We start from the raw sequence: 13,946 nt of genomic DNA, 5'->3' as shown, positions 1-13,946 counted from the left end.
TCGGCAAATCCGTGCAGGGCCCGGAGGGTGAAGTCCACATACTGGACAACATCACCCTGACCGTCCATGAAGGCACCAGCGCGGCCATCGTCGGCGCCTCCGGTTCCGGCAAGACCACCCTGCTCGGCCTGCTGGCCGGGCTGGACCTGCCCAGCCGCGGCCATATCAGCCTGGCCGGCCAGAATCTGGCGACACTGGATGAGGAAACACGCGCCCAGCTGCGCGCGCGTGAGGTCGGCTTCGTGTTCCAGAGTTTCCACCTGCTGCCGGCGCTGACCGCCGCCGAAAACGTGGCGCTGCCACTGGAGCTGGCCGGGCGCGAGGACCGCGCGCGCGTCGATGAGGTGCTGGCCCAGGTCGGCCTGGCCCATCGCGCTCGCCATTACCCGCGCCAGCTTTCCGGCGGCGAGCAGCAGCGCGTGGCGCTGGCACGTGCCTTCGTCACCCGCCCGCGCATCCTGTTCGCCGATGAACCGACCGGCTCGCTGGACCACGCCACCGGCCAGCACATCAGCGACCTGCTGTTCGAACTCAACGCCGGCAGCGGCACCACCCTGGTGCTGGTCACCCACGACCTGCGCCTAGCCCAGCGTTGCCAGTACATCCACCGCATCGACGACGGCCGCCTGCTGCCGGTCGAGCGCGGGGCGCAGGCATGAACCTGCTGCGGCACGCGTGGCGCGCGCTGCGCCGCGAGGCCCTGGCCGGTGACCTGCTGACGGTGTTCGCCGCGCTGGTACTGGGCGTAGCAGTGATGACCGCAGTGGGCACGCTGGTGAACCGGGTCAACCTGGCGCTGACCGGTAGCGCGGCGGAAATGCTCGGCGGCGACCTCGGCATCGCCGGGCGCGACGATCCATCGCAGGCGTTCGCCGACGAGGCACAGCGGCGTGGACTGGCCCACACCCGTATCGCCAGTTTCGGCAGCGTGCTGTTCAACGGCGATGCCAGCCAGATGGCCAGCATCAAGGCGGTGCAGGCGGGCTATCCGCTGCGCGGCACGCTGCGGGTGCGGCCCACACCCGGCGGCGCCCTGATCGCCGAGGCCGGCATGCCGCCCAAGGGCCAGGCCTATGCCGACCCGCGCCTGTTGCAGGGACTGGGGCTGAAGGCCGGCGATGACCTCGAATTCGGCGCCGGCACGCTGCGCATCGCCGGCATCATCGAGGCCGAGCCCGATGCCGGCGGCGACCTGCTGACCCTCTCCCCCACCCTGCTGGTCAACCGCGCCGATGTGGAGGGCACCGGACTGCTCGGCCCTGGCAGCCGCATCAACTACCGGCTGATGTTCGCCGGAGCAGCCGACCAGATCGCCGCGCTGCGGCAATGGCTGCTGCCGCAGGTGAAGGGCCTTCGCCTGCTGAGCGTGGACGACACCCAGCGCGGTGTGCGCCAGGCCTTTGATCTTGCCGGACGCTTCCTCGGCCTCAGCGCGCTGCTTGCGGTGCTGCTGGCCGGCGTGGCCACAGCGCTGGCGGCCAACCGCTTCGCGCTGCGCCGCATCGACCAGGTGGCGATCCTGCGCTGCCTGGGCGCGCGCCAGCGCGACATTCTGTCCGGTCTGGCACTGCAGCTGCTGATGCTGGCGGTGCCGGCCTGCGCACTCGGCATCGGCCTGGGCATGGCGGCGCAGGAAGGTCTGGTGCAGGTACTGGGCAGCCTGGTGCCGCAGCGCTTGCCGCTGCCCGAGGCAATGCCGGCGCTGACCGGCGCCGGCATCGGCCTGTTGCTGCTGTTCGGCTTCGGCCTGCCGCCGCTGCTGCGCCTGCGCGGGGTGCCGCCGATGCGCGTACTCAACCGCTCCTTCGCCGCCCTGCCGCCGGCCTCGCTGCTGGCCTACGTGGCGGCACTGGCGGCCAGCCTGCTGCTGGCGGTTCAGGTCACCGGCGACCTCAAACTGGCGTTGTGGGTGCTGGGCGGCCTGGCCGCGCTGGCGCTGGCCGCCGGCGTGGTCGGCTTCGTGCTGCTGCAGCTGCTGCGCGGCCTGCAGCACCGCCTGCACGGCCACTGGCGGCTGGGTCTGGCCGCCCTGACGCGGCGCCGCCTGCTGGCCGTGATGCAGCTGGTGGGGCTGTCGCTGTCGCTGTGTGCGCTGTTGCTGCTGGCTGTGACCGGCCCCGGCCTGCTGCAGCAGTGGCGCGAGCGGCTGCCGGCGGACACGCCGAACTACTTCCTGATCAACATCCAGCCCGAACAGCGTGACAGCGTGCTGGCCGCGCTGCGCGGACTGGGGGCCAACGACGCCAGCATCGAACCGATGGCGACCGGCCGCCTGATCGCCATCAACGGCAAGCCGCCGTTGCGCGTGGACCGCTCACCGGAGCAGAGCGGGCAGCCGGCACAGGGCGAAGGCCAGCGCGATGACGACGATGAAAACCGGCCGTTGAACTTCAGCTGGCGCAGCAGCTTCCCACCCGCCAATACGCTGATGAACGGCACCTTCTGGACGCCCGACAACACGGCACCGGAAGCCTCGGTGGAAATCGGCTGGGCCAAGCGCTACGGCGTGTATCCCGGCGACCGCATCACCATTGCAGTCGGCGAGCAGGAGCGCGAGTTCACCGTCACCAGTGTGCGCAAGGCCGACTGGAACACCTTCCGGCCGAACTTCTTCGTGCTGCTCAACCCCAACGCGGTGGGCGACACCCCGCACAACCTGTTGTCGGCATTCCATCTGCCGGCCGGCAAGGCGGCCGGGCTGGGCGAGCTGGTGCGCGCGCAGCCCAACCTGTCGCTGCTGGACGTGGACGCGGTGATCTCGCAGGTGCGCGATGTGATGGAGCGGGTCGCGCAGGCGGTGCAGCTGGTGATGGTGTTCAGCCTGCTGGCCGGCGTGCTGGTGCTGCTGGCCGCACTGCAGGCCACGGCGGGCGAGCGCCGCTACGACAGCGCGGTGCTGCGCACGCTGGGCGCGACCCGGCGCCAGCTGCGCGGTGCGGTGCTGGTCGAGTTTGGCGCACTGGGCACGCTGGCCGCGTTGCTTGCGGTGGGCGCGGCCGCCGCCATCGGCGTGGCGGTCTCGCAGAAGGTGTTCGAGCTGCCATTGCTGCCGCCGTGGCCGGGCCTGCTGATCGGCGGCGTGGTCGGCATCGGGTTGAGCCTGCTGGCGGGTTGGTGGGGTACGCGGGCGATCCTGCATACGCCGCCGGCATTGGCGCTGCGCGAGGCCTGAGGCGGTTGCGCCTCCGGACGGCGTGCCGAGCAAGCCCGGCACCCACCGGAAGCAGGTGGATGCGGTTCCGGGTACACCCGGCCCCCATCTCCATCGCGCCGATCAACCTTCCTTCGGCGCCTTTTCCACGTACTTGGCGAACACTTCGTCGATCTGCTTGTCCTTCACCTTCTTGCCGGACTGGATTTCTTCGGCCTGGGTGAACAGCGGAATGATCATCGCCATGCCGTCGATCCTGGTCTTCAGGTGCACGCCCGGGGCCTGGGTCAGGAAACCGTCCCAGCGCTGGCGCACCTTGGCCCAGTAGCCGGCGGTGGCCTTCCAGTAGTTGCGCGCCGGGGTGAAGTCGACCTCGGTGGTCTTCACGTAGTCGTTGAAGCCGAACTCGCGGGCGATCTCCACCTGGCTGCCGTCGGCGTTGCGCTGCACCTTGGTGTTGAACTGCTCGTGGGTCCAGCCATTGGGCGTGAGCGTGTGGCGGTTGACCACGGCCAGCGCGTTGTAGTCGCTGCGCTTGGTGTACTCACGGCGCGGCAGCGGGCGCCAGCTCAGGTCGCTGGTCCAGCTCGGCACGTTGTTGGTGTAGGTCCAGGTGCCGGTGCCGCAGTAGCGCGGCGCGTCGCTCACTTCGTACACGCACTGGGTCCAGGCGCCCTGGTTGGTCGCTGCCGGAATGCTGCGCACCCGCCAGGTCTGGTCGGCACTGAACTCGAAGCGGTTCGGCGCTTCGTAGACCCAGTCCTGGCGCCAGTGCTTGGTGATGTGGCCGCTCTTCTCGTCCAGCAGCAGGTGCTGCAGCACGATGCGCTTCGGCGTGTCCTCGACCACGATGACCACTTCGCTGCCGCCGCTGCGCATCGCCGGTGCACGCTCGTAGCCCGGCTTCAGCAGCACGGTCTCGTCGAACGCGAAGTCCACGGTGTACTCACCCTGCATGGCAAGGATGCTGTCGTGGTCGCGGGCGATATCGGAGGGCTGCGCGCTGGCCACGCCGCTGGCGGCAAGCACAAGCAGGGCGCTGGCTGTCTGGAGCTTCATCGGGGTCTTCCTTCGGGGTTGCAGATTCATTGAGCGGCCATCCGTGGCCAGCGGGCGTTCCATCAGGAGAGGGTCACAGCGGATCAGCGGCAGGTCGCCGGGAACCCGCAGTGCCGGACGCCGCGCGGCATCGGCACAGCAGCAGTCGTCAATCGCCAGTTCGCCTTCAGCGTTTTCCAGGCGTGCGATGCGGCGCGCGGTGGCCGCGCCCAGCGAAGACAGGGTCGACAGGCTGGCAGCCAGCGTGCGCCCGTCGTCGGCGGCATGCAGGCGTAGCGCGCACAGGCGCCAGCGCTGGCCACCGAGATGGCCGGCCAGGCGGCGCCACAGGCGTTCGCCGACGCTGCCATCGCTGTCGTGTTCCGGTCCCGGCGGCAGCGCGGCCACCAGCCGGTCCCAGGCCAGGAAGTCGCTGTCCGGCAGCAGGTACAGGCGCCACACGCAGCGGCCGCGGCCATCGAGGAAGCACAGGCTTTCGCGCAGGCCTTCACTGTCCACGCCCTGGCAGGCGTGCACGCGTACGGCCTGGCGCCAGCCGCCCAGCTCGTTGCCGTCGGCGTGGTACAGGCACAACACGGTGCCGAGCGTGGCCAGCTGTGCCGGGGTCGGCCAGGCCGCGCTGTGCGGCGCGGCGATGGAATCATTCCTGCGTGCGGACAGTGCTCGGCTCATGAGGTCACCAGGAAACGGCAAGGCTGGCGGAGAAGGTGCGGCCCGGGCTGCTGTAACGATCGCTCAGTGCGCGATTGGTGATCAGGCTCGGGGTGATCGACGACCATTCGATGTAGCGCTTGTCGGCCAGATTGAACACGCCGACATTGAAGGTGGCACCCGGTGCGAAGTTCCAGTGCGCCATCAGGTCCAGCACGCCGTAGCCGGCCGGCTGGTAGACGAACGGCGCCGGTGCGTTCGGATTGGTCTGCGCAGCAGGCGGCGGCAGGCGCTTCTTGCGTTGTACGAAGGTGCCAGCCAGTTCGACGCCCCAGGTATCGGTGTCGTACATCAGGCCCAGCGTGCCGCGCAATGGGTCGACCGAGGCCAGCGGTTCGTCATCGGTCCGGTTGTCACCACGCGACCATGCCAACGCACTGCGCAGCGCCCAGCCCTTCAGCGCCGGGCTGAGTTCGCCGAACTCGATGCCGGCCTTCATTTCCGCGCCGTAGATGCGCGCGTCGGCGATGTTCTGCGACTGGAACACCATCAGGCCCTGCGCGTTGCGGCCAGTGTTGACGTTGGACTCGATGAAGTCCTTGTAGTCGTTGTAGTAGCCGCTGACGCTGACGTACGCCGCCGGTGCGATGAAGCGCAGGCCCAGCTCGTAGCCGTCGCTGGTTTCCGGCTTCAGGTCCGGGTTGGCAATGGCGGTGTAACCGAAGGCCACGTTGGTCAGGCCGATGTTGACGTCGTTGTAGGGCGGCGAACGGAAGCCACGCGCATAACCGGCGAACAGCGACCACTGGTCAGTGAAGCGCCAGACCATGCCCAGCTTCGGCGACACGCTGGTCTTCTTCAGCTGCGCCACGGCCGTGGTCGGGTTGTCTTCGGCGAAGATGCTGTCCACTTCCGGCTTCAGCTCATAGCGGTCCACGCGCACGCCCGGCACCAGCGACAACCGGCCATCGGCAAAACGCATCTCATCCTGTGCATACAGGCCCAGCTCGGTGGTCTTGCTGATCGGGAAGTCACGCACCGGGAAGGTGTCCGGCAGCACCGTGTTGCTGACCACGCCAGCCTTGCTGACCTGGTAGCCGTCGCGCTTCTGGCGGATCTCGGTACGGGTGCCTTCGAAACCGTAGGTCAACGCGTGCTCGACGCTGCCGGTGGTGAACGCCTTGTTGAACTGCGCCTGCAGGCCATAGGCATGCTGGTCGAAGGAGAACACGCGGTGGCGGCGGGTGCCGTCGGTGCGGGTCTCGTCGGTCTGCTGCCGGGTCTCGCTGTTCTGCGCGTACGCCTGCCAATGCAGGCTGTCGGCGAACGGCTGGTCCAGCGCATCCATCTCGTGGGCGAAGGAGATGCGGGTGCGCTTCTGGGTGTCGTGGGACGTCATGCCAGTGGCCGCAGCCGTCGCGCCCGGGCGCGGCGCAACGCTGGCGATCGCCGACAGCACGTTGGTATCGGTGGTGTCTTCGTTGCCTTCCACGGTCAAGCGGAAGCGCTGGTCTTCGCTCGGTGCATAGACCAGCTTGCTGAGCAGGCTGCGGCCGTCGCGATCCTGCGGATTGGACGCGGTGCGGGTGTCGTTGTCGCTGCGTACCGTGCCCTTGTTGTCCGTTTCCTGGCCCTGGTGGTGGTTGACGTTGACCAGGCCGCTCCAGTGGTCGCCACCAAAGGCGGCCGTGGCACCGCCGAGCAGGCCCTTCCACTCACCGTCGTAGCCGAACTTCAGGCCGAAGTAACTGTTCTTGCCGTCCTTGAGGTAGTCGGCCGGGTCCTTGGTCACGAACGCGACCACGCCACCGAGTGCATCGGAGCCGTACAGCGAGCTGGCCGGGCCACGCACGATCTCCACGCGCTTGAGCGTATCGAGGTCGGTGAAGTTGCGGTTGGAACTGGCGAACGCACCGATGTCGAACCGGGTCGGCATGACGATGCCGTCGGTCTGGATGCGCACGCGGTTGCCGTCCAGGCCACGGATGCGGAAACCATCCAGGCCGAAGCGGGTCGCGCTGCGGGTAACCGACAGGCCCGGCTCGTAGCGCACCAGATCCTTGATGTCCTGCACCAGGTGCCGGTCCATCTGCTCACGGTCGATGACGTCCACGGTGGCCGCCACGTCACTCACGGCCCGCTCGGTGCGGGTGGCGGTGACCTGCACCCGATCGAATTCGCGCGCATCGGGGGCGGCAGTGGCAGCAGCATGGGCGGACAGCGGCAGCGCCATCCAGACAGCAAGGCAAAGGGCGGTATGGCGGGTCATCGGGTTCGTTCAGTCAGGCAGGGGAACCCCCGGTTACCGGCACACCTGGAAGGTGCACGCGGTAGACCGAGGGGGAGAGAGCGGGAGCGGACGGGTCGCCCACCCTGTCGGCGCAGCCGGCAGGAGGGAGGGAGGCGGGCGACCAGACCGCGATTACTTGGTCAGGATCAGCTTGTCGTTGCTGGTGTGCCGCAGGCGATAGAAGCGGTCGCCGTGCTGGATCAGGATTTCACGACGGCCCTTGAGCAGGGCTTCGCTGTCGATGACCTCTTCCGGCGGAACGACACGGACGGGACGATCGCGGAGGGTCAGCGTTTCGGGGCGCAGCAGTACAGGTTGAGCATTCATGAGCATCTGGACTCGTGCGAGGGACGAGTTAAATGATAATGATTCTCAGTTGACAATCAACAACCATTCTCAATTTCATTGATGAGATTAATGATCGAATTCCGTAATTCGATAGATCGCATCAATTAAATGGCGAGGCAGGTGTGTAGAGTCGACTGTTAGTCGACTGCTGTTGCTCGAAGCAGTCGGTTATTCGAAGCAGTCGACTAACAGTCGACTCTACCGTTCCTGTTCCTGTTCCCGTTCCTGTTCCCTCGGCCAAGCCGGCCCGACCGAGGCCCCCGAGGCCCGGTTGGCCCCGGGGTTCAGGCGAAGACGGCTTCGACCTGCGCCCAGCCGGCGGCGTCGACCTGCTCCAGTACGTCCAGTGCCTGCAGATTCTGCAGCAGCTGGCTGACCCGGCTGGCGCCGAGGATGACGCTGGAGACGTTCGGGTTGCGCAGGCACCATGCAATGGCCAACGTGGCAGGGGCGTGCCCCAGCACGCGCGCCACCTCGCTGAAACGACGCACCTGGGCCAGGCGGGCCTCGGTGTCGTCCCCCAGCACCAGATCCTGCAACCACTCCATGCCTTCCCGCCCCAGCCGAGCATCGGCCGGGATGCCTTGGTCGTACTTGCCAGTGAGCAGGCCCGAGGCCAGCGGCGAGAAGATGGTGGTGCCCAGCCCGGCACCGGCATACAGGGGCGCGTACTCGATCTCGACGCGTTCGCGGTGCAGGAGGTTGTACTGCGGCTGCTCCATCGATGGGCCCTGAAGGTTGTGCGCCTCGGCGATGTCCAGCGCCTGCTGGATCTGCACCGCCGACCATTCCGAGGTGCCCCAGTAGAGGATCTTTCCCTGGCGCACGAGAGTGTCCATGGCGTGCACGGTCTCGGCAATCGGTGCATCCGGATCCGGGCGATGGCAGTAATAAAGGTCCAGGTAGTCCACCCGCAGGCGCTTGAGCGCGGCGTGGCAGGCGTCGGTCACGTGCTTGCGCGACAGGCCGCGCTGGGTCGGCCGCGGGTCCTTGGCGCTGCCGAAGAACACCTTGCTGGACACGCAGAAGCCGTCGCGCGGCAGGCGCAGGTCGGTGATCACGTCACCCATGACCTGTTCGGCGCGGCCGTTGGCATAGCCCTCGGCGTTGTCGAAGAAGTTGACGCCATGATCCCAGGCGGCGGCCACGAGGTTGCGGGCCTCATCGCGCGGGACCTGGTCGCCGAAGGTCACCCAGGCGCCGAAGGACAAGGCTGAAATCGGCAGGCCGGTGGAGCCCAGGCGACGGTATTGCATGCGAATCTCCTGCTGCGGGCCCGCATCCGGGCCGGGATCGAACCCCATTCTACCTGCCGCCGCCAGGCGCAAGCCCTTGCCGTTGCTGGCCTGATCGGTACCGTTGGCCGCGCACACGCTGCTTTTTCTTGCCCCGGCCCCTGCCCTGCACTAGGCTTCCCGTTTTTCGCGACGCCCCAGGGGAGTCACTCACATGGTCGAAGGTTTGGGCAGGATCGGCTTCGGCCTGTTCGGGTTGGCGGTGCTGATCGGCATCACCTGGTTGTTTTCCAATAACAAGCGCGCGGTTGACTGGAAGCTGGTTGCCACCGGTATCACCCTGCAGATCGCCTTCGCGGCGCTGGTGATCCTGGTGCCGGGCGGGCGCGATGTGTTCGATGCGCTGGGCAAGGGCTTCGTCAAGATCCTCAGCTTCGTCAACGAGGGCTCGGGCTTCATCTTCGGCTCGTTGATGGACACCAAGAATTACGGCTTCATCTTCGCCTTCCAGGTGTTGCCGACCATCATCTTCTTCTCTGCGCTGATGGGGGTGATGTACCACCTCAACATCATGCAGGGCATCGTGCGCGTGATGGCCTGGTCGATCACCAAAGTGATGCGCGTGTCGGGTGCGGAAACCACCAGCGTCTGCGCCAGCGTCTTCATCGGCCAGACCGAGGCGCCGCTGACCGTGCGACCGTACATCGCCAAGATGACCCAGTCCGAGCTGCTGACCATGATGATCGGCGGCATGGCGCACATCGCCGGCGGCGTGCTGGCGGCCTACGTGGGCATGCTCGGCGGCGGTGATCCGGCGCAGCAGGCCTTCTACGCCAAGCACCTGCTGGCGGCCAGCATCATGGCCGCACCGGCCACCCTGGTCGTGGCCAAGCTGCTGATTCCGGAAACCGGCACCCCGCTCACCCGCGGCACGGTGAAGATGGAAGTCGAAAAGACCTCCAGCAACATCATCGACGCGGCCGCTGCCGGCGCCGGCGACGGCCTGAAGCTGGCGCTGAACATCGGCGCGATGCTGCTGGCCTTCATCGCCCTCATCGCGCTGTTGAACGCACCGCTGACCTGGATCGGCGATGTGACCGGCCTGGCCACCGCCATCGGCAAGCCGACCAACCTGTCGACCATCTTCGGCTACGTACTGGCCCCGATCGCCTGGGTGATCGGCACCCCGTGGGCCGATGCCACCACCGTTGGTTCGCTGATCGGCCAGAAGGTCGTGATCAACGAGTTCGTGGCCTACACCGAGCTGTCGCAGATCGTGAACGGCCAGATCGCCGGCGTGAGCCTGTCCGAGGAAGGTCGACTGATCGCAACCTACGCGCTGTGCGGCTTCGCCAACTTCAGCTCGATCGCGATCCAGATCGGCGGTATCGGCGGCCTGGCCCCGGAACGTCGCCACGACCTGGCCAAGTTCGGCCTGCGCGCCGTGCTGGGCGGTACCATTGCCACCTTCATGACGGCGACCATCGCCGGCGTGCTGACGCACTTCAGTTGAACCCTTGGTTGAGAAAAGATTCCCTATGAGCAGCAGTGTCGTTGTCGTCGGTTCCTTCAATGTCGATCACGTGTGGCGGTGCGAATCGCTGCCGGCACCGGGTGCGACCATTGCCGGCCGTTACAGCACCGGCCCCGGTGGCAAGGGCTTCAACCAGGCCGTGGCGGCCTGCCGCGCGGGTGCCGACACTCACTTCGTGTGTGCGCTGGGCGACGACGCCGGTGGCGCCACCGCCCGTGAGCTGGCCGCACAGGACGGCTTCGGCCTGATCGCCGAAGCCAGCAGCGAACCAACCGGCACCGCCGGCATCTATGTCGATGCCCGTGGCCGCAACACCATCGTGATCGGCCCGGGGGCCAACGCTGCGCTGAGCACCGACTTCCTGCAACAGCAGCAGGCCCTGCTGACCAGCGCCAAGGTGGTGCTGGTGCAGCTGGAATCGCCGGTGCAGACCATCGAAGCGGCACTGGCCACGGCCCGCGAGGCCGGCGTCACCACCGTGCTCAACACCGCACCGGCCGATGCCCCCTCGACCATCGGCCTGCTCAAGCTGGCCGACGTGATCACCCCGAACGAGACCGAGTTCGCCGCCCTGCTCGGCCGCCATGTCGGCGAGCGCGTGGATGCCAACGATGTCGCGGCGCTGGATGGCGCCAGCCTGCACGCGCTGTGCCGCAAGCTGGTCGGCAATGGCACCGTGGTGGTCACGCTGGGTTCGGTGGGCGTGTTCGTGTCGCATGCCGATGAGAACCTGCGTGGCGATACCCAGCCGTACTACCGCGTGGGTGCCGAACAGGTGCAGGCAATCGACACCACCGGTGCCGGTGACGCCTTCAACGGTGCGCTGGCCGCATCGCTGGCGCAGGTGGCCGATGCCCCGTTCGCCCGCCACGTGCGCTTCGCCAACCAGTTCGCCGGCCGTTCGACCGAGAAGGAAGGCGCTGCTGCAGCCATGCCGCGCTTCACCCCGGCCGATTCAGAAGCAAAGTAAATCCACGCCACGCGTGGATGAGAGGGCCCGCGCATGCAGATGCACGGGCTTTACTTTTGCACAGTCTGCAGGCCCGCGCGCACCTGCGACCGCCGGTCGCATTGCCCGCATCCCGGCCCTCGCCCACCATCCGCGCAGCTTCCTTGCACGGGCAGGACATGGACGGATTCCCCTGGTTGCTGTTCGCGGCCGCCGGCAGTGCCATTGCAGCCCTGCTGCATATCGGCTGCATCGCCTTCGGCGCCCCTTGGTACAGGTACTTCGGTGCTGGCCAGCGCATGGTCCGGCTGGCACAGGCCGGGCATTGGTGGCCGCCGCTGATGACCGCCGGCATTGCTGCCGTGCTGGTGGCCTGGGCGCTGTACGCACTGGCCGCCGCGGGCTGGCATTCGCCGCTGCCGGCCAGTCGTCTGGTCCTGACGGGCATCGCCCTGCTGTTGCTGCTGCGCGCGGCGATGGGCTTCGGCCTGGCGCTGCTCCGGCCCGGCTACAACGGCCGGCGCTTCTGGGTAGCCAGTTCAATGGTCTGCCTCTGCCTGGGGCTGGCCTTCGCGCTGGGGACCCGGCAGGCCTGGCAGAGCCTGGGCTAGCCGCCTACCATCGCCCGCCCTTGGGGGCGGCGGAAGCAACCGTCAAGCATCTGCTGATGCCGGTACGGCATGAGGTCGGTGCCGATGGGCCTGAACCGGGGCGGGGCTGACACGGCCGTACCGCCGCCCGCGCCCTACAATGGGCGCATGCAGATCGGCCCCTACACCATTGCCCCCAACGTCGTGCTGGCGCCCATGGCCGGCGTCACCGACAAGCCCTTCCGCCTGCTGTGCAAACGGCTGGGCGCGGGTCTGGCCGCCTCGGAAATGACCATCAGCGATCCGCGCTTCTGGAACACGCGCAAGTCGATCCACCGCATGGACCATGACGGCGAGCCGGCCCCGATCAGCGTGCAGATCGCCGGCACCGAGCCGCAGCAGCTGGCCGAGGCCGCGCGCTACAACGTCGACCACGGCGCGCAGATCATCGACATCAACATGGGCTGCCCGGCCAAGAAGGTGTGCAACGCCTGGGCCGGTTCGGCACTGATGCGCGACGAGCAGCTGGTGGCACGCATCCTCGAAGCGGTGGTCAACGCGGTGGACGTGCCGGTCACGCTGAAGATCCGAACCGGCTGGGACTGCGACCATCGCAATGGCCCGCTGATCGCGCGCATCGCCGAGGACAGCGGTATCGCGGCACTGGCGGTGCACGGCCGTACCCGCGACCAGCACTACACCGGCCAGGCCGAGTACGCCACGATCGGCGAGATCAAGGCTGCGCTGCGCATTCCGGTGATCGCCAACGGCGATATTGATTCGCCGCAGAAGGCCGCCTTTGTGTTGGAGCAGACCGGCGTGGACGCGGTGATGATCGGCCGCTCGGCGCAGGGCCGGCCGTGGATCTTCCGCGAAGTGGCGCACTACCTGGCCACCGGCGAGGAACTGGCACCGCCGTCGCTGGCCGAAGTGCGCGACATCCTGCTTGGCCACCTGCACGCACTGCACGCGTTCTATGGCGAGCCGCAGGGCGTGCGCATCGCGCGCAAGCACCTGGGCTGGTATGCCAGGGACCGGCCGGAGAACGCCGCCTTCCGCGCCGTGGTCAACCGTGCCGAGGATCCGCAGAGCCAGATCGCATTGACCACCGAGTACTTCGACCGCCTGATCGGCGGGGAACCGGCGCTGTCTTCGGCGGCCTGAGCGTACGGCCCGCAACCTTTCCGACCACTTCGTTACGTAGAGTCGAGCTTGCTCGACTGAATTTCCAGAGCAGTCGAGCACGCTCGACGCTACAAGAGCCCACCATGACGCCGCCGATCTCTTCCCCGACCTATCTGCATGGCTTTTCCGGCACCGAGCAACAGCGCCTGATGACCCAGGCACGCCTGCTGGAATCGAGCATCTTCGGCCAGATCGACTACAGCGGCGCGCGGCGCCTGCTGGAAGTCGGCAGCGGCGTCGGCGCGCAGACCGAGATCCTGCTGCGCCGCTTCCCCGAGCTGCACGTGACCGGCGTGGACCTGAGCGAAACGCAGCTGGCCACCGCGCGCGAGAATCTGGCGCGCACGCCGTGGTGCAGCGACCGCTACACCCTGCAGCAGGCCGATGCCGGCGAGCTGCCGTTCGAGGCACGCAGCTTCGATTCTGCGTTCCTGTGCTGGGTGCTGGAACACGTTCCGTCCCCGGCACGCGTGCTCAGCGAAGTGCGCCGCGTGCTGGCACCGGGTTCGCCGGTGTACATCACCGAGGTGATGAATGCCTCGTTCCTGCTCGATCCGTATTCGCCGCATATCTGGCGCTACTGGATGGCCTTCAACGATTTCCAGTACGACCACGGGGGCGACCCGTTCGTCGGCGCCAAGCTGGGCAACCTGCTGCTGGCCGGCGGCTTCCGCGATGTGCACACCGAGATCAAGACCATCCACCTGGACAACCGCGAACCGGCACGCCGCAAGACGATGATCGCGTTCTGGGAACAGTTGCTGCTGTCGGCGGCCGACCAGCTGCTGCAGGCCGGCTCGGTGGACGAGGACACCGTGGAAGGCATGCGTCGCGAGTTCCGCCTGGTGCAGAACGACCCGAACGCGGTGTTCTTCTTCTCGTTCGTGCAGGGCCGCGCGACGGTGTATTGAGCCAACGCAGCACTGCCGCGGGTCCCGCCATCCACGCATGGCG

11 protein-coding genes and 1 pseudogene are annotated in these 13,946 nt (G+C 67.6%); 7 read left to right on the top strand and 5 right to left on the bottom strand.

All coding sequences use genetic code 11. The features are described 5' to 3' along the window. Positions 1-11: 11 nt before the first annotated feature. Together FQS62_RS03555 and FQS62_RS03550 are read left to right on the top strand one after the other, a co-directional pair. Complete coding sequence (locus tag FQS62_RS03555; RefSeq protein WP_049448979.1) at positions 12-659, top strand: ABC transporter ATP-binding protein; 648 nt, start codon at positions 12-14, stop codon at positions 657-659. Continuing rightward, the gene (locus tag FQS62_RS03550; RefSeq protein WP_208043367.1) at positions 656-3,172 is read left to right on the top strand and encodes an ABC transporter permease; all 2,517 of its coding nucleotides are present in this window, start codon (positions 656-658) and stop codon (positions 3,170-3,172) included. Before FQS62_RS03555 ends, FQS62_RS03550 begins: the two co-directional genes overlap by 4 nt. A gap of 102 nt (positions 3,173-3,274) precedes the next feature. Here the strand turns inward: FQS62_RS03550 and FQS62_RS03545 are convergent, their stop codons facing one another. The 5 genes and pseudogenes from FQS62_RS03545 to FQS62_RS03525 form a co-directional block, all read right to left on the bottom strand. Continuing rightward, entirely contained in the window at positions 3,275-4,210 is a 936-nt protein-coding gene (locus tag FQS62_RS03545; RefSeq protein WP_208043368.1) for a DUF6607 family protein, read from the bottom strand. Positions 4,211-4,288: 78 nt separating this feature from the next. Continuing rightward, a pseudogene (locus FQS62_RS03540) lies at positions 4,289-4,882 on the bottom strand (Hemin transport protein); the annotation flags it as partial. A 4-nt stretch (positions 4,883-4,886) separates the two neighbouring features. Further along, positions 4,887-7,094: a TonB-dependent hemoglobin/transferrin/lactoferrin family receptor gene (locus FQS62_RS03535; RefSeq protein ID WP_208043374.1), complete on the bottom strand. Its 2,208-nt coding sequence runs from the start codon at positions 7,092-7,094 to the stop codon at positions 4,887-4,889. A 189-nt stretch (positions 7,095-7,283) separates the two neighbouring features. After that, a complete protein-coding gene (locus tag FQS62_RS03530) occupies positions 7,284-7,478 on the bottom strand; it encodes a hemin uptake protein HemP (RefSeq protein WP_005412278.1) in 195 nt (64 codons plus the stop codon). A gap of 305 nt (positions 7,479-7,783) precedes the next feature. Then, positions 7,784-8,755, bottom strand: a complete 972-nt coding sequence (locus FQS62_RS03525) for an aldo/keto reductase (RefSeq protein ID WP_208043369.1) — start codon at positions 8,753-8,755, stop codon at positions 7,784-7,786. 193 nt (positions 8,756-8,948) lie between these two features. Here FQS62_RS03525 and FQS62_RS03520 point away from each other — a divergent pair, with 193 nt between their 5' ends. From FQS62_RS03520 to FQS62_RS03500, 5 genes are all read left to right on the top strand, one after another. Next, entirely contained in the window at positions 8,949-10,247 is a 1,299-nt protein-coding gene (locus FQS62_RS03520; RefSeq protein WP_099590114.1) for a NupC/NupG family nucleoside CNT transporter, read from the top strand. A 25-nt stretch (positions 10,248-10,272) separates the two neighbouring features. Continuing rightward, the gene (locus FQS62_RS03515) at positions 10,273-11,238 is read left to right on the top strand and encodes a ribokinase (RefSeq protein ID WP_049448969.1); all 966 of its coding nucleotides are present in this window, start codon (positions 10,273-10,275) and stop codon (positions 11,236-11,238) included. A gap of 158 nt (positions 11,239-11,396) precedes the next feature. Next, positions 11,397-11,828, top strand: coding sequence for a hypothetical protein (locus FQS62_RS03510; RefSeq protein ID WP_088480306.1), 432 nt, complete (start codon positions 11,397-11,399; stop codon positions 11,826-11,828). A 147-nt stretch (positions 11,829-11,975) separates the two neighbouring features. Next, complete coding sequence (gene dusB / locus FQS62_RS03505) at positions 11,976-12,971, top strand: tRNA dihydrouridine synthase DusB (RefSeq protein WP_208043370.1); 996 nt, start codon at positions 11,976-11,978, stop codon at positions 12,969-12,971. A gap of 104 nt (positions 12,972-13,075) precedes the next feature. Further along, positions 13,076-13,903 (top strand): methyltransferase domain-containing protein, encoded by an 828-nt coding sequence (locus FQS62_RS03500; protein WP_049448966.1) that lies wholly within the window; start codon positions 13,076-13,078, stop codon positions 13,901-13,903. Positions 13,904-13,946: the final 43 nt, after the last annotated feature.

The sequence above is a fragment of the Stenotrophomonas sp. SBJS02 genome (genome assembly GCF_020428325.2).
Classification (GTDB): Bacteria; Pseudomonadota; Gammaproteobacteria; order Xanthomonadales; family Xanthomonadaceae; genus Stenotrophomonas; species Stenotrophomonas africana.
Note: the sequence above shows the minus strand (reverse complement) of the source record. Positions and strands in the feature narration are given on the sequence as shown.